This is a genomic window from Streptomyces sp. NBC_00846 (assembly GCF_045207325.1).
Classification (GTDB): domain Bacteria; phylum Actinomycetota; class Actinomycetes; order Streptomycetales; family Streptomycetaceae; genus Streptomyces.
On the sequence record NZ_CP108846.1, the window covers coordinates 4642132 to 4661319 of the forward strand.

The window sequence follows — 19188 nt, forward strand, 5'->3', positions numbered from 1 at the left end:
GGACAGGGGGCCCGGAATTCCTCACCGCGAGTGGGTGTCCGCTCTCTTTGCGTGCCCGGCAGGGGGTGGGGCCGGTCCTGCGGTCCGGGTCCGGTTCGGCATGCGGCCGTCGTGTGTCGGTGCGGCGGCCTAGACTCGACAAGCGATGAGCAGCCTCTTTGACGACAGCTTCCTGGCCGGCCTCCAGCACTCGGAGGAAGAGCCCCCGCCGCCCCCCGAGGACTCCGCACCCGAAGCGGTGCCGGAGGACCTCTTCGCGGGCGTATTCGACGGGCCCCCGCCGCCCAGGGAGGCGTACTACCGCGACGGCGCGCACCGCCCCGTCATCGACCCCGCGGCGCTCCTCGACGGGCTGAACACCGAGCAGCGCGCCGCCGTGGTCCATGCGGGCTCCCCGCTGCTCATCGTCGCCGGGGCGGGCTCCGGCAAGACGCGGGTGCTGACCCACCGGATCGCCCACCTCCTCGCCGAGCGCGGGGTGCACCCCGGCCAGATCCTGGCGATCACCTTCACCAACAAGGCCGCGGGCGAGATGAAGGAGCGCGTCGAGCAGCTCGTCGGACCGCGCGCCAACGCCATGTGGGTCATGACCTTCCACAGCGCGTGCGTACGCATCCTGCGCCGCGAGTCGAAGAAGCTCGGCTTCACGTCATCGTTCTCGATCTACGACGCCGCCGACTCCAAGCGGCTGATGGCCCTGGTCTGCCGCGATCTCGACCTCGACCCGAAGCGCTTCCCGCCGAAGTCGTTCACGGCCAAGGTCTCCAACCTGAAGAACGAGCTGATCGACGAGGAGACCTTCGCCGGTCAGGCCGCCGACGGGTTCGAGAAGACCCTCGCGCAGGCCTACGCGATGTACCAGTCCCGGCTGCGCGAGGCCAACGCGCTGGACTTCGATGACATCATCATGACGACGGTCCACCTGCTCCAGGCGTTCCCCGACGTCGCCGAGCACTACCGCCGCCGCTTCCGGCACGTCCTCGTCGACGAGTACCAGGACACCAATCACGCCCAGTACACCCTCGTACGCGAACTGGTCGGCCCGGCGGGCGAGGCCGACGCCCCCGCCGAGCTGTGCGTCGTCGGTGACGCGGACCAGTCGATCTACGCCTTCCGCGGCGCGACCATCCGCAACATCCTCCAGTTCGAGGAGGACTACCCGGACGCGACCACGATCCTGCTGGAGCAGAACTACCGCTCCACGCAGACGATCCTGTCCGCCGCCAACGCCGTCATCGAACGCAACGAGAGCCGCCGCCCCAAGAACCTCTGGACGAACGCCGGCACCGGCGCCCGCATCACCGGCTATGTCGCCGACACCGAGCACGACGAGGCGCAGTTCGTCGCCGACGAGATCGACCGGCTGACCGACGCGGGCGACGCCAAGGCCGGCGACGTCGCGGTCTTCTACCGTACGAACGCGCAGTCCCGGGTCTTCGAAGAGATCTTCATCCGTGTCGGCCTGCCCTACAAAGTCGTCGGCGGCGTGCGCTTCTACGAGCGCAAGGAGGTCCGGGACGTCCTGGCCTACCTCCGGGTCCTCGCCAACCCCGAGGACACCGTCCCGCTGCGCCGCATCCTCAATGTGCCCAAACGCGGCATCGGCGACCGTGCCGAGGCGATGATCGACGCGCTGTCGATGCGCGAGAAGATCACCTTCCCGCAGGCGCTGCGCCGGGTCGACGAGGCGTACGGCATGGCGGCCCGGTCGGCCAATGCCGTCAAGCGGTTCAACACGCTGATGGAGGAGCTGCGCACGATCGTCGAGTCCGGCGCGGGCCCGGCGGTGGTCCTGGAGGCCGTCCTGGAGCGGACCGGCTATCTCGCCGAGCTCCAGGCGTCCACCGACCCGCAGGACGAGACCCGCATCGAGAACCTTCAGGAACTCGCCGCCGTCGCCCTCGAATTCGAGCAGGAGCGGGGAGAGGCCGGCGAGGAAGGCGCGGGCACCCTCGCCGAGTTCCTGGAGAGGGTCGCGCTCGTCGCCGACTCCGACCAGATCCCCGACGAGGACGAGGACGGCTCCGGCGTCATCACGCTGATGACGCTGCACACCGCGAAGGGCCTCGAATTCCCGGTGGTCTTCCTGACCGGCATGGAGGACGGCGTCTTCCCGCACATGCGGGCGCTCGGCCAGGTCAAGGAGCTGGAGGAGGAGCGGCGGCTCGCGTACGTAGGCATCACCCGGGCCCGCGAGCGGCTGTATCTGACCCGGGCGGCGATGCGCAGTGCGTGGGGGCAGCCCTCGTACAACCCGCCGTCGCGGTTCCTGGAGGAGATCCCGGACCAGCACCTGGAGTGGAAGCGGACCGGGCCGATGGCGGCCCCGGCCGGACCGACGTCGGGGATCACCTCGTCGCTGTCGTCGTCCCGTTCGCGCTCCGGCCCCTCGGGCTTCGCGACCCGGCGGACCTCCGACAAGCCGACGATCACGCTGACCGTGGGGGACCGGGTCACGCACGACCAGTTCGGGCTCGGCACGGTGACGGCCGTCGAGGGCTTCGGCGACCAGGCGAAGGCGACGGTCGACTTCGGGGACGAGCGGCCGAAGAAGCTGCTGCTGCGGTACGCGCCGGTCGAGAAGCTGTAGGCCGACCGGAAGGGCGGATGTGCGGGCGGCCGGGGCTGTTGCTCCGGCCGCCGACGGGTCCGTGGTGCGCGGTGGCTCAGGTGGGGTCGACGCCGTGGCTGCGGAGCCAGGGGAGCGGGTCTATCGCCGCACCGCCACCGGGCCGCACCTCGAAGTGCAGGTGCGGGCCGGTCGAGTTCCCGGACTTGCCGGAGTACGCGATGACGTCACCGGCCTTGACCGGGCCCGAGCGGATCCTGGTGCTGCTGAGGTGGCAGTACCAGGTCTCGGTCCCGTCGGCCATGGTGACGATGGCCATGTTCCCGTAGGCGCTGTTCCACTGGGTGCGTACGGTGCCGTCGGTCGCGGCCATCACGGGCGTGCCGTACCAGACGGGGAAGTCGATGCCCGTGTGCACGGACATCCAGTTGACGCCCGCCTGGCCGAAATAAGCGCTGAGGCCGTGCTCCGCGACGGGCATCACGAACTTGGGGCGCAACGCCTCCTTGCGGGCGGCCTCTTCCTCGCGCTTCTTCTTCTCGGCGGCCTGCCGTTCGCGCAGATCGATGCGTTCCTGGGTACGGCTGACGCGGTCGCCGAAGTTCTCTGCGTCGGCCCTGAGATTGGCGAGTTGGGTGTCCAGCTTGTTGTTGGCGGCGACCGACTTGACCGAGCCGGGGTCGGCGGCCGCCATCGTGGTCGTGCTGTCGTCCTTCTTGTCCTCGCCGCCCAGTCCGCCGACGGAGGCCGCGGCGATACCGGCCACGCTCATTACACAGGCGGAGGGAACGGCGACGGTGAGGAGCGCGGAACGCTTCGCGGGAGAACGCCGCCGGCTACGGCCGCCGGTGCCGCGGGTGACGGAGCGGCCGAGGGGGCGGTGGGCATCGGGGGCGGCGTCGGCGGTGTCGGGGTGCGCTGTGTCGCGGGTCGCGGCGGCGGTCTTGTCGCCGCCGGTGACTTCGGAAACTTCGGCGGCCTCGGCGGCCTCGGCGGCCTCGGCGGCCTCGGCGGCCTCGGCGGCCTCGGCGGCCTCGGCGGCTTCGGCGGTGGCCTCGGCGGTGGCTTCGTGCCCGTCGGTGTCGAAGTCCGTCTCCGGGAGGCTGAACTCGGCGGTGCGGTGGGCCTCGTACGGGGCGTACGGGTCGTACGGAAGGTGTGCGTCGTACGCCTCGTACGCCTCGTGCGGCTCGTGTGCCGCTGGTGCCTCGTGCAAGACCTGTGCGGTCTGCGCGGTTTGCGCGGTTTGCTCTTCGTGTTCGGGTGTGGCGCCGGTGTTCCAGGCGGTGGCGTCGTACGCGCCGGTGTCGTGGACGGCCGTGCCGGTCGTCGCCCACTGGCCGGTCTGGTGCCAGCCGTTGGTCTCCCACTGGCCCGTGGTGTCCGGGTCGCCGCCCTGTGCCGGAACGCCGGCGAAGGTGGCGGTGGCGGTGGTGGCCCAGGTCGTTGTGGTGTCGTACGCCGGACCTGCGGCGTACTGCTGCTGCTCGGGCTGTGCCGTGTACGGGGCGTAGGTGTCGTACGAGGTGGTCGGGTGCGCGCCCGTGTCCCACTGTGTGGAGTCGTACTGGCCGCTGTATCCGGCCTGCTGGGTGTCGTAGCCGCTGTCGTACGCGCCGTCGTAGTGACCGGGGAGGGAGCCGAAGAGCGGATCGCTGTCGAAGCTGCCGGTGGCTTGGCTGTCGTATCCGGCGAACCCGGCGTGGGGGTGCTGGTCGTTCACCAACTTCTCTCTCGCCTCGGCAGCAGGACCTGTGTGCTGGGGTCCGGTGGGGGAATTCCGAATCCCAGGGGGGAGTGGTGGCCGCGACTGTACCCGGCGGTACGCGACGTCGACAATCTTCGACAGGTTCGGGCGGCTCGGGAAACGGGCAATCGGCCGCCTTTCGACGGACTGTCTACACAGCCTTGGCTCTATGTTCGAAACCAGTTCTATTCGTGTGGTGCGGCGGAGGCCGGTGGGGTGGCTGCGCCATCGAAGTTCGAGTGCCCGGTGTCCCGGCCCGTCGGCCCGGTGTCCCGGCCGTCGACGCGACCCACGCCAGAACCTGCCCGGTGGGCGAGGCGGCAGCACCACCCCGGCTCAGGCGGCTCCTCCGGCCTCGGAATCTCCCTCGGCTCCGGAAGTTCCTACGGTTTCGGTCGACGATGCGCCGGATTCCAGTGCCTGCCGGATCGCGGTGGCGACGGTCGGGTGCACCGGGAGCGCGAGATGGCCGATGCCGCTGACGCGTACGTTCAGCGCGTCGAGATCCGGATGGTCGATGCGGGCAGCCTCGGCGGGGACGATCATCCGGTCCAGTTCGCTCCAGAAACTCACGAACCGGGTGCGGCAGCCGGGCGCCGGTCTGCGCAGCTCCTCGATGGGTGCGGAGCCCGTACGCATCTGGCGCACGATGGGGTGAGCGTCGGCCAGCGGCGCGACGGCCGTGCCCCCGTGCGGCGTGCCGAGCGTGACGAGGGTGCGGACCCGCTGGTCACCGCCCAGTCGCTGCACGTAGTAGCGCGCGATCAGACCGCCGAGGCTGTGCCCGACGATGTCGACCTCATGGTGTCCGGTGCGGGCGCAGATCTCCTCGATGTGCCGCCCGAGCAGCTCGGCCGCCGTACGGATGTCGCAGGTCAGCGGCGAGTAGTTGAGCGACTCCAGATGGTGCCGGCCGCGCCGGGTGAGGGAGCGGCGGAGCAGGACGAAGACCGAACGGTTGTCGATGAAACCGTGCAGGAGCACGACGGGCGGCCGCTCGCTGCCCTCGGCGGGCAGGGCCGGCGTCCGGGCGGGCGAGGTACCGGCGGGTGGTCCGGCCGGGCGTGGCGTGGGCCGCCGCTCCCCGGCGATGCCGGTGGGGTACAGGAGTACGTGCCCGGCGAGAACCACCAGTTCGAGCGCGGTGGCCTTGACCAGCGCGGACGGCAGCCGGGTGTGGCAGGGACACGGCCGGCGCAGCAGTTGCGGTGGGAAAGGCGGGATCTGCATGGCCGACCTCCTGCTTCGGCAAGCGGGGAGGCGGCTCCGGTCCCCGTATGCCCTTGTGGGGTGCCGTTGCGGAGGTGCTGGTGGTCGGCCCGGCCGGGGTCTGGTCCCGATGGGCGGGCCCCTGCTTGCCGGTGGCAACCGGTAGTGACCCGTGGTGGCCCGTGGCGATCGATGGTCATCCGTGAACCACCGGCCGTCGGACCCGATACCGACGGGCCCGGCGGTCCGTACCGCCGTGCCGCGCGGCTGGCGGCGCGGTGGTACGGCGACCTCGTTGCGGCTCCCCTGGCGGCCGGTCCCGCACGGCTGGTGTGCCGCATGGAGGGAAACGGCGCCCGGTGAACACGTCCCACGTGTGATTTCCCCCTCCCTGTCCACCGCGAAACGGCGGGTTGCGGGATGCTGTCGATAACGTTCGTTCACATCCCTGGCCCTTCAGGCACGGGAGACGCATGTGGAGGCAGTGATGGGTGTGACCGGTCCGATCCGTGTGGTGGTGGCCAAGCCGGGCCTGGACGGCCATGATCGCGGGGCCAAGGTGATCGCGCGGGCGCTGCGCGACGCCGGTATGGAGGTCATCTACACCGGGCTCCACCAGACGCCCGAGCAGATCGTGGACACCGCGATTCAGGAGGATGCCGACGCGATCGGCCTCTCGATCCTCTCCGGCGCGCACAACACGCTCTTCGCCAAGGTGATCGAGCTCTTGAAGGAGCGCGAGGCGGAGGACATCAAGGTCTTCGGCGGCGGCATCATCCCGGAGGCGGACATCGCGCCGCTGAAGGAGCAGGGTGTCGCGGCGATCTTCACCCCGGGTGCGACGACGGCGTCGATCGTCGACTGGGTCAACGCAAACGTCCGCCACCCCGCGGAAGCCTGATCCCCACCACCCGGGCCCGTCGGGCCCGCCGGGCCCAGGCACCGGTGCTGCCGGGCTCGGCAGCCCGGCCTGGGTACTTGGCCCGCCGGCGTGGCGCATCGGTTTGGTGTACCGGCCTGGCCCACTGACCCCGGCGGGCGCCGGGGACGGTTGTGTGGGGACGGTCGCACGGGGCGCCGGCATGGAAGTGGCCGTGCGGGGGGACGTGGCCGAGGCCACCGGGACTGATACCTCTCCGTGCCGGACGCCGACGGGGCTCGGGCCCCGGAGGCTCGCGCCCGCTGAGCCTCCGCCGGGGCTGCCCCGCGCTTCCCACGGCCGAAGTCCGGCGGCCTCTCAGCCCGGTATCAGTTCCAGGTCCATCGCCGCGCGCAGCCGCAGTGTGGAGACCAGTCGTTGGAAGGCCTCCGACCAGTAGCCGTTCGCACCCGGTGAGGCGTTTTCCGGTTCGTCCGGGGTGGTGGTGAGAACTTCCAGGCGGTCTGCCTCGGCCGGGTTCAGGCAGCGTTCGGCCAGGCCCATCACGCCGCTGAAGCTCCAGGGGTAGCTGCCCGCGTCCCGGGCGATGTCCAGAGCGTCGACGACCGAGCGGCCGAGCGGTTCGGACCAGGGGGTCGGGCAGACCCCGAGCAGCTGGAACGCTTCCGACAGTCCGTGCGCCGCGATGAAGGCGGCCACCCATTCGCCCCGTTCGGCCGCCGGAAGTATGGCGAGGAGCTTCGACCGCTCGGCGAGCGACGCCGGGCCCGGTCCGGTCGACGGAGGGACGGAGGGGGCGCCGAGCAGTGCGCGGGCCCACTCCGGATTCCGCTGGCGCACCGCTGCCCGGCACCAGGCGGCGTGCAGTTCCTCGGCCCAGCCGTCGGCCACCGGCAGGGCGACGATCTCCTGCGCGGTGCGCCCGCCGAACCGGGCCGGCCAGGTGGCGAGCGGGGTCGCCTCCACCAACTGGCCGAACCACCAGGACCGTTCGCCCCGCCCGGACGGCGGCACCGCCACCACGCCGTCGCGCTCCATCGGGGCGTCGCATTCGTGCGGGGCCTCCACTGCGACAGAGACGCCGTCGTCCGCGAGGTCCGGGCTCACGCAGGACATCGCGCGGGCCGCCATCCGTCCGGCGAACGCCGACTCCGGCAGCGCGGAAAGCAGTTCGGCAGCCGTCGAGCGGACATTGCGGCTGCGGTCGGAGAGGGCCTGTTCCAGGAAGGTCTCGTCCACGGCGGACAGCCCCGTGCGCAGTGAGTCGAGGAACATCAGCCGGTCTTCGGCGCGCTCGGTGGACCATGTGGTGGCGAGGAGCGCGAGCGCTTGCGTGGAATCCTGTGCCCGTACGGCCCCGAGCAGGGCGACCCGTTCGGCGAACAGGCCCTCCTCCCACAGCCGGGCGACCGCTTCCGGATCCGTGACGTCGGGCAGCAGCGAGCCGCCGGACGACCCGCGCAGCGCGAACTTCCACTCGGGGTTCAGCCCGGCCAGCCACAGCCCGCGCGGCCCGGCGAAGACCAGGGCCTGCGGCCGCAGATCGGTACGGGATCTGGCCGCGTCGAGCAGGGGCGGGAGCAGCGCGGCCGGGGCCCGGAAGCCGTGCTGATTGGCGGTGGCCAGCCACTGCGGGATCAGTTCCGTGAGATCGGGGGCCGTACCGCGCCGACCACCCGAGCCGCCCGCTGCCGACCGGTCCGCGAGCAACTGGGCCAGTCTGCGCCGAGCGGCCGTGGGCAGCGGAGGCCTGGGGTCGACGGGCGCCGGCCCGGGCCGGGGGGCGGCGGGGGCGGGCAGCAGTCCCGCTCTGCGCCGCACGGTGTGGAGCGCCGCCGCGTCCAGCAGCCCGGCCGGTCCGTCGTTTCCCTCCGCAGGCCGGCGGTCGGTGCCCAGGAGCGCCGTGGTGACGAGCTCTTCCCATGGCGCGAGTGTGATGGTGCGAGGCATTGGTCCCCCTATGAGCCCTTCGAATCCTTCAAATCCTGTGAACCCGGCGTCAGATGAGCCGCACAGTCCCGGACGCCGTATCGGCGCTGCTGATACCGGCGCTGCCTGCGGCGTCGTCCCCGTCCGCGGACCAGGCCGCGAGCGGGTCGAGACCACGGTGGCCGCATTCGCCGAAAACCGTGACCGGAGAGCCGCCGGAGAGCGCGACGAGCTTCCACAGCCCGGGCCGGGACAGCGCGGACGGAGCGAGGGGCAGGGCTGCCTCGCCCGCCGCGTCGACCAGTTGCCAGCCGTCCCCGGACGGCACGGGTATGACCTCGTGCAGTGTCACCGGCCAGGTGTCGAGCCACGGGTCGTCCCGCAGGGCATCCCCGTACGCGGCGATCGCGGTCGCCACCGTGCCCCCCGGAGGTGGCGTGCCTGCCGGGGACGGGACACCGAACTGCCGGCCCAGCTCCGCCCGTAGCCGGCCCATGCCCGGATAGGGCGTGATCTCGGCGTCGATCGTGACACCCACAGGCAGTGCCAGCCCGGGGGAGCGCCCGGCGGCCCCGAACGAGAGCAGCATCGCCGCGCGGCCCGAGTCCCTGCCGTGGAGCCAGATCCGGCGCGTGACGATCTTGCCGTCCGGGGTGTCGTATTGCGCGAGGACCAGCCACTTGTCGCGGATCGGTGGGCCCTCGGCGGAGGCGGTCAGCCCCACCCGGGTACGAACCGTGGCCGCCAGCGGTTCCGGCAGTCGGCTGATTCCCAGCCAGGCGCTGTCCAGTAGATGCAGCAGCGCGCACTCCTCCAGCAGCCGTGCCGGCCAGCCTGGCCCGGACGCGGGAATGGACCCCAATTCCCTTACCCGGGCGGCCAGTCCGGGCGCCTGGGCATCGACCATGCGGGCCGCCGTCTCCTCCCACAGCCCGTACCCCGATTGATCGGCCGTCGCCAGGCCGCCGCGCAGCAGGTCCGTCAGCCGCTGCTCGAGCTCCTGTGCTCCGCCGGTGATCCGCTCGGCCCGGCGCTCGGCACGGCGCCGGGCGGCCTCCGGGTCGGCCGGGCCCGTGGCCGAGGCGCCGCCCGCAGCCGGCCCGTCCTTCCCCTCCTTCTCCGTCGCGCGCTTGCGACGGCCCGTCAGCCACTCGCCGGTCCAGTCCGGAACCTCGCCCGTGGGCAGGGCCGATTCGCCGGACGCCCAGACCAGCAGCAGGCCCAGCGCGTGCTTGCACGGAAACTTCCTGCTGGGACAACTGCACTTGTACGCAGGGCCGGTGGTGTCGACCACCGTTTGATACGGCTTGCTTCCGCTTCCCTTGCACAGCCCCCACACCGCGCCCGAACCGTCGCATCCGCCGCCCGACCAAGGGCCGGTCGAACCGAGCTTGCTCCCCGCCCTGCGCGATGCCTCGTCAGGAGCCAGGGCCAGTACCTGCTCCACCGTCCAGCGCGCCGCCGGGGCGGCGGTACGCAAGGGTTCTCCCTGAGATAGCAGCATGGGAACGACGGTAGATCCCGCCACTGACAATCGGCCTGACCTGCTGATTCGTCGCCTCGGGCTCGCCGTGGGCCTCGGCGCCTGCTTCGAGACCGTCGATCAGGTGGACAAGGCCGTCGAGAGCGGGGCCGACGTCTCCTGCTCGATCACGCACAAGGGCAAAGTCGTCAAGGAGGCCGAGGGTGAGGGGCTCAGCACGGCGGGCGGCTGCGTCCGCCGTCTCGCCAGTGGTCGGCTGAACTCCCGTTCCGTAGCGGCCGAATCGGCCCTGACCTGCGGTCGGAGCCGATTGTCAGTGCCATGGTGCACGGTGGGAACCACGTCAGGTCGACCGATCTGGAGGGGATCCATGACCGTGTCCGAAACCACCGCCACCGATGGCGTTCAGGCCCTGCGCCCGCATGCCGAGGACGCCTTCGCCCACGAGCTGAAGGCCCTCGTCGCGGCCGACGACCGTCCGCGGCCCGCCCGTTGGCAGCTGTCCCCGTGGGCCGTCGCCACCTATCTGCTCGGCGGCACACTGCCGGACGGCACGGTGATCACGCCCAAGTACGTTGGCCCGCGCCGCCTCGTCGAAGTCGCCGTGACCACACTCGCCACCGACCGCGCCCTGTTGCTCCTCGGCGTCCCCGGCACCGCCAAGACTTGGGTGTCCGAACATCTCGCGGCCGCTGTCAGCGGTGACTCGACACTGCTCGTCCAAGGCACGGCAGGCACCCCGGAGGAAGCCATCCGTTACGGGTGGAACTACGCCCAGTTGCTCGCGCACGGGCCCAGCCGTGACGCCCTCGTGCCCAGCCCGCTCATGCGCGCCATGTCCGACGGCATGACCGCGCGGATCGAGGAACTCACCCGCATCCCCGCCGATGTGCAGGACTCGCTCATCACGATCCTCTCGGAGAAGACGCTCCCCGTTCCCGAGCTGGGGCAGGAGGTCCAGGCGGTCCGGGGTTTCAACGTCATCGCCACCGCCAACGACCGCGACCGCGGGGTCAACGAGTTGTCCAGCGCACTGCGCCGCCGGTTCAACACCGTCGTGCTGCCACTGCCGGAGACCCCCGATGCCGAGGTCGACATCGTCTCCCGGCGCGTGGCCCAGATCGGGCGCTCGCTCGACCTCCCGGCCGCGCCCGACGGCCTGGCCGAGATCCGGCGGGTCGTCACCGTCTTCCGTGAACTGCGCGACGGCGTCACCACCGACGGCCGCACCAAACTCAAGTCCCCCTCGGGGACGCTGTCGACGGCCGAGGCGATCTCCGTCGTCACCAACGGCCTGGCACTGGCCGCGCACTTCGGGGACGGCGTGCTGCGCCCCGGTGACGTGGCGGCGGGCATCCTCGGCGCGGTCGTCCGCGATCCCGCGGCCGACCGGGTGGTCTGGCAGGAGTACGTGGAGACCGTCGTCCGGGAGCGGGACGGGTGGAAGGACTTCTACCGCGCCTGCCGCGAGGTATCCGCATGACCCGGGCCACGCCGCCCGGCGGACCGCTGCTGCTGGGGGTGCGGCACCACGGGCCGGGCTCGGCCCGAGCCGTTGGTGCGGCCCTGGCCGCCGCCCGCCCGCGGGCCGTGCTCATCGAGGGCCCCCCGGAGGGTGACGCGCTCCTCCCGCTGGCCGCCGACGAGCAGATGCGCCCGCCGGTCGCGCTGCTCGCCCATGCCGTGGACGACCCGGGGCAGGCGGCGTTCTGGCCGCTGGCCGCCTTCTCGCCCGAATGGGTCGCGATCCGCTGGGCGCTGGCTCATGACGTGCCGGTCCGTTTCATCGACCTGCCCGCGGCGAACTCGCTGGCCATGACGCGGGAAGCGGAACGCCAGGACGACCCGGACGGGAACGGGAACGGGGAACCGGACGGGAACGGGAACGGGGAGGGGGAAGAGCAAGGCGACGGAGAAGGGGCAGGGGAAGCCGGATCGGGGACACTCGTCGGCGGCTCGCCCGCCCGCGCCCCGATCGACCCCATCGGCGTACTGGCCGAGACAGCGGGTTACGACGACCCGGAGGCCTGGTGGGAGGACGTCGTCGAACACCGCACCCAGGACGGCGAGACCGCCGACCCGCGGGCTCCGTTCGCCGCGCTGGCCGAGGCCATGACCGCCCTGCGCGAGGTGTACGGCGACGGCGGCCATCCCCGGGACGCCGTCCGCGAGGCGTACATGCGCATCCAACTGCGCAAGGCGGCAAAGGAGTTCGGCGAGGACATCGCCGTCGTCTGCGGCGCCTGGCACGTACCCGCGCTCGCCACGAGGACCACGCTCGCCGCCGACCGGGCCCTACTCAAGGGGCTCCCCAAGGTCAAGACCGAGCTGACCTGGGTGCCCTGGTCGCACCGTCGGCTCGCCCGGCACAGCGGTTACGGGGCGGGCATCGACTCGCCCGGCTGGTACGGGCACCTCTTCGACGCCGCCGACCGCCCGATCGAGCGGTGGATGACCAAGGTCGCCGGACTCCTGCGCGACGAGGACCGGTTCGTCTCGTCGGCCCACGTCATCGAGGCCGTCCGGCTCGCCGAGACCCTGGCCGCCATGCGCGGCCGCCCGCTCGCCGGGCTGAGCGAGACGACCGACGCGATCAGGGCCGTGATGGGCGAAGGCTCCGATGTGCCGCTCGCGCTCGTGCGGGACCGGCTGATCGTCGGCGAGACACTCGGTGAAGTGCCGGACACCGCCCCCGCCGTCCCCCTGCAACGCGACCTCACCCGGCAGCAGCGCACGCTCCGGCTCAAACCGGAGGCGCTGGAGCGGGAGTTGGAGCTCGATCTGCGAAAGGACACCGACGCGGCCCGCAGCCGGCTGCTCCACCGGCTGCGAATCCTGGCCGTCGGCTGGGGCGAGTCCGCGACCGGCCGGGCGAGCACCGGCACCTTCCGGGAGAGCTGGCGGCTGCGCTGGGAACCCGAGCTGTACGTACAGGTCGCCGAGGCCGGGACCTGGGGCACCACCGTGCTCTCCGCGGCCACCGCAAAGGCCGAGTTCCAGGCGACCTCGGCGACCGGGCTCGCCGAGGTCACGGCGCTGGCCGAGCAGTGCCTCCTCGCGGAACTGCCCGACGCGCTGCCCGTGGTCATGAAGGGCCTCGCGGACCGTGCCGCGCTCGACGCCGACGTCAGCCACCTCGCCGACGCCCTGCCCGCACTGGCCCGCACCCTGCGCTACGGCGACGTCCGGTCCACGGACACCGCGGCGCTCGGCGGGGTCGCGGCCGGGCTCGCCGAGCGGATCTGCGTCGGACTGCCACCCGCGTGCACCGGACTCGACGCCGACGGCGCCGCCGAACTCCGCCGCCGGGTGGACGGGGTCCACACCGCGATCGGCCTGCTCGGCGAGGCCGTTCGGACGGACGCCGACGGGGACGGGCTGCGCGAGCGCTGGACCGCCGTACTGCACAAGCTCGCCGCCCGGGACACGGTCGCGGGCGTCATCCGGGGCCGCGCGGCCCGTCTGCTGCTCGACGAAGGACGGCTCGCGGAGGACGAGGCGGCACGGTTGATGGGCCTGGCCCTCTCACCCGGCACACCCCCGCCCGACGCCGCGGCCTGGATCGAGGGGTTCGTCGGCGGAACCGCCGGGGGAGGCATGCTCCTCGTCCACGACGAGCGACTGCTCGGCCTGGTCGACGCCTGGCTCACCGGGGTTCCCGCCGACACCTTCGCCGATGTGCTGCCTCTGCTGCGCCGCACCTTCTCGGTGTACGAAGCGGGCGTGCGGCGCACGCTGGGCGAGCTCGTACGGCGCGGTCCGGCCGCCGGAAGACCGGCCGCCGGCGCCGACGGCACCACGGCCGCGGTGCCCGGCTTCGGTCCCGGACTCGACGGGGCCCGGGCCGACGCGGTGGTACCGGTACTGCGGCTCCTGCTCGGTCTGGACACCGACACCGACGCCCACATACACACCGTCACCGTCATCGGCACAGGCACAGGCACAGGCACAGGCACAGGCACAGGCACAGGCACAGGCACGGGCACAGGTGCAGGCACAGGCGCGGGCACGGGCACAGGCGCAGGTGCAGGCGTAGGCACCGACACGAATCCGGTCCCGGGCGCCGTCCACCCGGGCGAGCGTGCCGCGAACGTCAAGGAACCGGAACCGCTGGGGGCAACGGGATGACCACGAACACCGTCGACACCACACCGCACCCTGCCCACGGCTCGTCGCCCGGCCCGGCCGACGACGAACGGCTGCGCCGGTGGCGGCTGGTCCTGGGCGGGGACAGCGCCGAAAGCACCGGCCGCACCCTCACCGGACGCGACGCCGCGATGGACGCCGCACTGGCAGCGCTCTACGGCGGCGGAGCCCGCCCCGGAGGCCGGGGCGGAAACAACCGCTCGGCCGGGCTCGGAGCCTCCGCACCCTCCGTGGCCCGCTGGCTCGGCGACATCCGTACATACTTCCCCAGCTCCGTCGTCCAGGTCATGCAGCGTGACGCGATCGACCGGCTCGATCTCTCCGCCCTCCTCCTCGAACCGGAGATGCTGGAGGCCGTCGAGGCGGACGTCCATCTCGTCGGCACGCTCCTCTCGCTCAACAAAGCCATGCCCGAGACGACGAAGGAGACCGCGAGAGCGGTCGTGCGCAAGGTCGTCGACGACCTGGAGAAGCGACTCGCCACCCGCACCCGGGCCACCCTCACCGGCGCACTGGACCGCTCGGCGAAGATCAACCGGCCCCGCCACCACGACATCGACTGGAACCGCACCATCCGGGCCAACCTCAAGAACTACCTCCCGGAGTACGGCACCGTCGTCCCCGAGCGCCTCATCGGCTACGGGCGGGCCGCACAGTCCGTGAAGAAGGACGTCATCCTCTGCATCGACCAGTCGGGATCGATGGCCGCCTCCGTCGTCTACGCCTCCGTCTTCGGTGCGGTGCTCGCCTCAATGCGCACCCTGCGGACCAGACTCGTCGTCTTCGACACAGCCGTGGTCGACCTCACCGACCAGCTCGACGACCCCGTCGACGTCCTCTTCGGCACCCAGCTCGGCGGCGGTACGGACATCAACCGCGCGCTCGCCTACTGCCAGTCGAGGATCACCCGCCCGGCCGACACCGTCGTCGTGCTCATCAGCGACCTGTACGAGGGCGGCATACGCAACGAGATGCTCAAGCGGGTCGCCGCGATGAAGGCCTCCGGCGTGCAGTTCGTGACGTTGCTCGCACTGTCCGACGAGGGCGCGCCCGCCTATGACCGCGACCATGCGGCGGCCCTCGGAGCCCTGGGCGCACCGGCGTTCGCATGCACCCCGGATCTCTTCCCGGAAGTGATGGCCGCGGCGATCGAGAAGAGGCCGCTTCCCGTACCGGACAAGGAGACCCAGCACTGAGCCCCGTCGGGGAGGGGGCTCGCGCCGGCAGGGGAACCCGGGGGAGCGGGGAATCCCGGGGCAGCGGGGAAACTCGCTTCAGCAGGGAAACTCGCTTCAGCAGGAAGAGAGGCTCGCGTGGAGCGCGTTCCCGGCCTGTTCGGGGGGCAGTCCCCGGGGGCCACGGCCGTGCGGAGTCGTCCACTGCGACCCGGTGACCGGCCCGGCCTGTGACCGTAATCACCGCTCAGGTACGACCTGCGATTTAGGGTCATGCGGAGCGCGGGGATAACCTGCGAGATGGACATGCCGCGTACTCCGGGTCACCCTGTGCGCCTTCCTAGTGACAGAGCAGTCACATTGCCCCTCGCGGCACGCCCACGCAGAAATCGAACCGCGAGACCATTGATTAAGGGACGGACGCGCGTGGACCTGTTCGAGTACCAGGCGAGGGACCTCTTCGCCAAGCACGGTGTACCGGTGCTGGCCGGTGAAGTCATCGACACGCCTGAGGCAGCCCGCGAGGCGACCGAGCGGCTGGGCGGCAAGTCTGTCGTCAAGGCGCAGGTGAAGGTCGGCGGCCGCGGCAAGGCCGGCGGCGTCAAGCTGGCCGCCACCCCCGACGAGGCGGTCGCCCGCGCGACCGACATTCTCGGCATGGACATCAAGGGCCACACGGTCCACAAGGTGATGATCGCCGAGACCGCGCCGGAGATTCTTGAGGAGTACTACGTCTCGTACCTCCTCGACCGCACCAACCGCACCTTCCTGGCCATGGCCTCGGTGCAGGGCGGCATGGACATCGAGGAGGTCGCGGAGAAGACCCCCGAGGCCCTCGCGAAGGTCCCGGTCGACTCCAACTCCGGAGTCACGATCGAGAAGGCCCGCGAGATCGTCGCCCAGGCGAAGTTCCCGGCCGAGGTCGCCGAGAAGGTCGCCGAGGTCCTGGTGACGCTGTGGGAGACCTTCGTCGCCGAGGACGCGCTCCTCGTCGAGGTCAACCCGCTCGCCAAGGTCGCCTCCGGTGACGTCCTCGCGCTGGACGGCAAGGTGTCTCTCGACGAGAACGCCGACTTCCGTCAGCCCGAGCACGAGGCGCTCGAGGACAAGGCCGCAGCCAACCCGCTCGAGGCTGCCGCCAAGGCCAAGAACCTCAACTACGTCAAGCTCGACGGCGAGGTCGGCATCATCGGTAACGGTGCCGGTCTGGTCATGTCGACGCTGGACGTCGTCGCGTACGCCGGTGAGAACCACGGCAACGTGAAGCCCGCCAACTTCCTCGACATCGGTGGCGGTGCCTCCGCCGAGGTCATGGCGAACGGCCTGGAGATCATCCTCGGCGACCCGGACGTCAAGTCCGTATTCGTCAACGTCTTCGGCGGCATCACCGCCTGTGACGAGGTCGCCAACGGCATCGTCCAGGCGCTTGCACTGCTCAAGTCCAAGGGCGAGGAAGTCACCAAGCCGCTGGTCGTGCGCCTCGACGGCAACAACGCGGAGCTGGGTCGCGAGATCCTTTCCGACGCCAACCACCCGCTCGTGCAGCGCGTGGACACCATGGACGGCGCGGCCGACAAGGCCGCCGAGCTCGCCGCGGCTGCGAAGTAAGGGACGAGGGACTCCAACACCATGGCAATCTTCCTCACCAAGGACAGCAAGGTCATCGTCCAGGGGATGACCGGTGCCACCGGCATGAAGCACACCAAGCTCATGCTCGCCGACGGCACCAACATCGTCGGCGGCGTGAACCCGCGCAAGGCCGGCACGTCCGTCGACTTCGACGGCACCGAGGTTCCCGTGTTCGGGAGCGTCGCCGAGGCGATGGAGAAGACCGGCGCGGACGTGTCGGTTCTCTTCGTGCCGCCGGCCTTCGCCAAGGCCGCCGTCGTCGAGGCGATCGACGCCGAGATCCCGCTGGCCGTCGTGATCACCGAGGGCATCGCCGTCCACGACTCCGCCGCCTTCTGGGCGTACGCGGGCTCGAAGGGCAACAAGACCCGGATCATCGGCCCGAACTGCCCCGGCCTGATCACCCCCGGCCAGTCCAACGCCGGCATCATCCCGGGCGACATCACCAAGCCCGGCCGCATCGGTCTCGTGTCCAAGTCCGGCACGCTGACCTACCAGATGATGTACGAGCTCCGTGACATCGGCTTCTCCTCCGCCGTCGGCATCGGTGGCGACCCGGTCATCGGTACGACGCACATCGACGCCCTCGCGGCGTTCGAGGCCGACCCCGAGACCGACCTCATCGTGATGATCGGCGAGATCGGCGGCGACGCCGAGGAGCGTGCGGCCGACTTCATCGCGAAGAACGTCACCAAGCCGGTCGTCGGTTACGTCGCGGGCTTCACCGCCCCCGAGGGCAAGACCATGGGCCACGCCGGCGCCATCGTCTCCGGCTCCTCCGGCACCGCGCAGGCGAAGAAGGAGGCCCTGGAGGCCGCAGGCGTCAAGGTCGGCAAGACGCCGACCGAGACCGCGAAGCTGGCGCGCGAGATCCTCGGCGCCTGATCGCTTCACCGGGTCGGAGCAGTACCGCAGTATCGCGTCACCCGCACAGACGGCGCGGGCCCGTACCCCGGTCAGGGATACGGGCCCGCGCCGTTTCTGTCTGCACGGCCGCTGATCCGTCCGCGCCTCGGGCGAGGCCCCCGTGTCTCCCGCGGTGGCTCCGTCCGTCAGCCGGTTCCCGCCTCGCGTTCAGCCGGGGTGGGGGAGCAGCCGGGCCGGGCCCTGTACGAGTTCGCCGCGCAGCTGCTGTCGCAGGTCCAGGTCCTGCGGCGTCAGCTTCTGCGGGCCACTTCGTGGCGGCACTCCCTCGACCTGCTGAGCGGGTGACTCCGGGGGCTCGTACCGCGTCGGAGCCGTCGCCAGGGTGAACAGCGTCGCCGCGACGAGCAGCACCGCGAAGGAGATGACGGCCTTGGTCCACAGCTGGGCCCGGTGCTCGCTGTCCGTGCGGATCACGTCGGGCGAGGGGAGCGAGTCGGGGGTCTGGGCCTCGGCGAGCGCGCCGAGCTGTTGGTGCAGGAGCGCCGACTGCTCGGCGGGGGACGACGGCTCCGCCAGCTCGGGCAGCCGCTCCGCGACCGCGGCACGGGCGTTCATCAGTCTGCTCGCCGTCGCCGGAGTGCTGGCCTCCGTCTCCGCCGCGGTCTCGGGCAGCCCCAGGCCGACACCGTCGTAGAGCAGCAGGGTGCGGCGGTACGACGGCGGCAGGTCGAGCAGCGCGTCGAGCAGTGCGCGCGCACCGGGTTCGGCCGGCGGTGGGTCGAGCTCACGGTGTGTGCGGCGCAGCCGGTGCCAGGGCGACATCGCGTACTCGTACGCAGCCGCCCGCACCCACCCCACCGGATCCCGGTCCGCCACGACCTCGGGCCAGCGGTCCCAGGCCAGCACGAAGGCCCGCGCGACGGACTCCTGGGAGCGGCTCCGGCGCCCGGTCAGCAGAAACGTCTGCCGGAAGAGGGCGACAGCGCAGTGCTTGTACAAGGCATCGAAATCCTCGACCGCGGCGGCTTCTGCTGCAGCGGCCGCAGCCTCTGCCGACTCCGATGCCGCCGCCGCTGCCTCAACGGCCGGCGCTGTCGCCTCATCAGGTCCTTCACTCGCGCCGGATGCGCCGGATACGTGGGTGCCGGGCAGATCGGGGGCGGTGCCGGGCTCGGTCGGCGCCATGGCGGAGCTCCCGGTGACTGCGGCGGGGGTCGGAGGACGGGACGGCGGTTTCGCGGACGTCACCGGCTTGGACAGCCACGCGACTGTCGTCGGCGTCGCCGGGCGGGCCGTCTGCTTGACGGCGGCCTTCGGCCGGGTGCTCGACGTGGTGGGCTCGGTCCGGGCGCTCGAAGACGCGGCCCGGGTGACGCCCACCGCCATCGCGACCTGCTCTTCACTCAGCGACTTCGCCTCACGCAGTCTGCGGCGCTCCTTGGGGGAGCTGAGCGGAGGGGCGGCGGCCACATCGGGCGAACTCTGCGTCATGAATGAACCCCCGTGGACCTGTGCTGAGCAAAAAAGTACATAAACGCATATTGAGCGACACAG

At 71.4% G+C, this 19188-nt stretch carries 12 protein-coding genes; 7 read left to right on the forward strand and 5 right to left on the reverse strand.

What is annotated here, in order from left to right:
* The first annotated feature begins 145 nt into the window (after nucleotides 1–145).
* Nucleotides 146–2590, forward strand: a complete 2445-nt coding sequence (gene pcrA / locus OG936_RS21540) for a DNA helicase PcrA (RefSeq protein ID WP_266748041.1) — start codon at nucleotides 146–148, stop codon at nucleotides 2588–2590.
* Nucleotides 2591–2666: 76 nt separating this feature from the next.
* Here the strand turns inward: pcrA and OG936_RS21545 are convergent, their stop codons facing one another.
* The gene (locus tag OG936_RS21545; protein ID WP_406496727.1) at nucleotides 2667–4292 is read right to left on the reverse strand and encodes a M23 family metallopeptidase; all 1626 of its coding nucleotides are present in this window, start codon (nucleotides 4290–4292) and stop codon (nucleotides 2667–2669) included.
* Nucleotides 4293–4652: 360 nt separating this feature from the next.
* Complete coding sequence (locus tag OG936_RS21550; RefSeq protein WP_406496729.1) at nucleotides 4653–5546, reverse strand: esterase/lipase family protein; 894 nt, start codon at nucleotides 5544–5546, stop codon at nucleotides 4653–4655.
* Between the two features lie 466 nt (nucleotides 5547–6012).
* Between OG936_RS21550 and OG936_RS21555 the strand changes: the two genes are divergently transcribed.
* Nucleotides 6013–6426: a cobalamin B12-binding domain-containing protein gene (locus tag OG936_RS21555; protein WP_266748044.1), complete on the forward strand. Its 414-nt coding sequence runs from the start codon at nucleotides 6013–6015 to the stop codon at nucleotides 6424–6426.
* 336 nt (nucleotides 6427–6762) lie between these two features.
* On the opposite strand, the gene OG936_RS21560 is transcribed toward OG936_RS21555, so the two are convergent.
* Nucleotides 6763–8355, reverse strand: coding sequence for a DUF5691 domain-containing protein (locus tag OG936_RS21560; protein WP_406496730.1), 1593 nt, complete (start codon nucleotides 8353–8355; stop codon nucleotides 6763–6765).
* Nucleotides 8356–8404: 49 nt separating this feature from the next.
* A complete protein-coding gene (locus tag OG936_RS21565; RefSeq protein WP_406496731.1) occupies nucleotides 8405–9838 on the reverse strand; it encodes an SWIM zinc finger family protein in 1434 nt (477 codons plus the stop codon).
* A 349-nt stretch (nucleotides 9839–10187) separates the two neighbouring features.
* Between OG936_RS21565 and OG936_RS21570 the strand changes: the two genes are divergently transcribed.
* From OG936_RS21570 to sucD, 5 genes are all read left to right on the forward strand, one after another.
* The gene (locus OG936_RS21570; RefSeq protein WP_406496733.1) at nucleotides 10188–11300 is read left to right on the forward strand and encodes an AAA family ATPase; all 1113 of its coding nucleotides are present in this window, start codon (nucleotides 10188–10190) and stop codon (nucleotides 11298–11300) included.
* Nucleotides 11297–13945 (forward strand): DUF5682 family protein, encoded by a 2649-nt coding sequence (locus OG936_RS21575; protein ID WP_406496734.1) that lies wholly within the window; start codon nucleotides 11297–11299, stop codon nucleotides 13943–13945. The genes OG936_RS21570 and OG936_RS21575 overlap by 4 nt, the downstream gene beginning before the upstream one ends.
* Nucleotides 13942–15159: a vWA domain-containing protein gene (locus OG936_RS21580; protein WP_406496735.1), complete on the forward strand. Its 1218-nt coding sequence runs from the start codon at nucleotides 13942–13944 to the stop codon at nucleotides 15157–15159. The genes OG936_RS21575 and OG936_RS21580 overlap by 4 nt, the downstream gene beginning before the upstream one ends.
* Nucleotides 15160–15564: 405 nt before the next feature.
* The gene (sucC, locus tag OG936_RS21585) at nucleotides 15565–16746 is read left to right on the forward strand and encodes an ADP-forming succinate--CoA ligase subunit beta (RefSeq protein ID WP_406496737.1); all 1182 of its coding nucleotides are present in this window, start codon (nucleotides 15565–15567) and stop codon (nucleotides 16744–16746) included.
* Nucleotides 16747–16767: 21 nt separating this feature from the next.
* A complete protein-coding gene (sucD, locus tag OG936_RS21590; protein ID WP_383753106.1) occupies nucleotides 16768–17652 on the forward strand; it encodes a succinate--CoA ligase subunit alpha in 885 nt (294 codons plus the stop codon).
* Between the two features lie 189 nt (nucleotides 17653–17841).
* On the opposite strand, the gene OG936_RS21595 is transcribed toward sucD, so the two are convergent.
* The gene (locus tag OG936_RS21595; RefSeq protein WP_406496739.1) at nucleotides 17842–19125 is read right to left on the reverse strand and encodes a DNA-directed RNA polymerase sigma-70 factor; all 1284 of its coding nucleotides are present in this window, start codon (nucleotides 19123–19125) and stop codon (nucleotides 17842–17844) included.
* Between the last annotated feature and the right edge of the window lie 63 nt (nucleotides 19126–19188).

Excerpts from the sequence above, each read along its gene's own strand:
- pcrA (WP_266748041.1), top strand. The coding sequence starts at position 146 with ATGAGCAGCCTCTTTGACGACAGCTTCCTGGCCGGCCTCCAGCACTCG.
- OG936_RS21550 (WP_406496729.1), bottom strand. The coding sequence starts at position 5,546 with ATGCAGATCCCGCCTTTCCCACCGCAACTGCTGCGCCGGCCGTGTCCC.
- OG936_RS21555 (WP_266748044.1), top strand. The coding sequence starts at position 6,013 with ATGGGTGTGACCGGTCCGATCCGTGTGGTGGTGGCCAAGCCGGGCCTG.
- OG936_RS21560 (WP_406496730.1), bottom strand. The coding sequence starts at position 8,355 with ATGCCTCGCACCATCACACTCGCGCCATGGGAAGAGCTCGTCACCACG.
- OG936_RS21565 (WP_406496731.1), bottom strand. The coding sequence starts at position 9,838 with ATGCTGCTATCTCAGGGAGAACCCTTGCGTACCGCCGCCCCGGCGGCG.
- OG936_RS21570 (WP_406496733.1), top strand. The coding sequence starts at position 10,188 with ATGACCGTGTCCGAAACCACCGCCACCGATGGCGTTCAGGCCCTGCGC.
- OG936_RS21575 (WP_406496734.1), top strand. The coding sequence starts at position 11,297 with ATGACCCGGGCCACGCCGCCCGGCGGACCGCTGCTGCTGGGGGTGCGG.
- OG936_RS21580 (WP_406496735.1), top strand. The coding sequence starts at position 13,942 with ATGACCACGAACACCGTCGACACCACACCGCACCCTGCCCACGGCTCG.
- sucD (WP_383753106.1), top strand. The coding sequence starts at position 16,768 with ATGGCAATCTTCCTCACCAAGGACAGCAAGGTCATCGTCCAGGGGATG.
- OG936_RS21595 (WP_406496739.1), bottom strand. The coding sequence starts at position 19,125 with ATGACGCAGAGTTCGCCCGATGTGGCCGCCGCCCCTCCGCTCAGCTCC.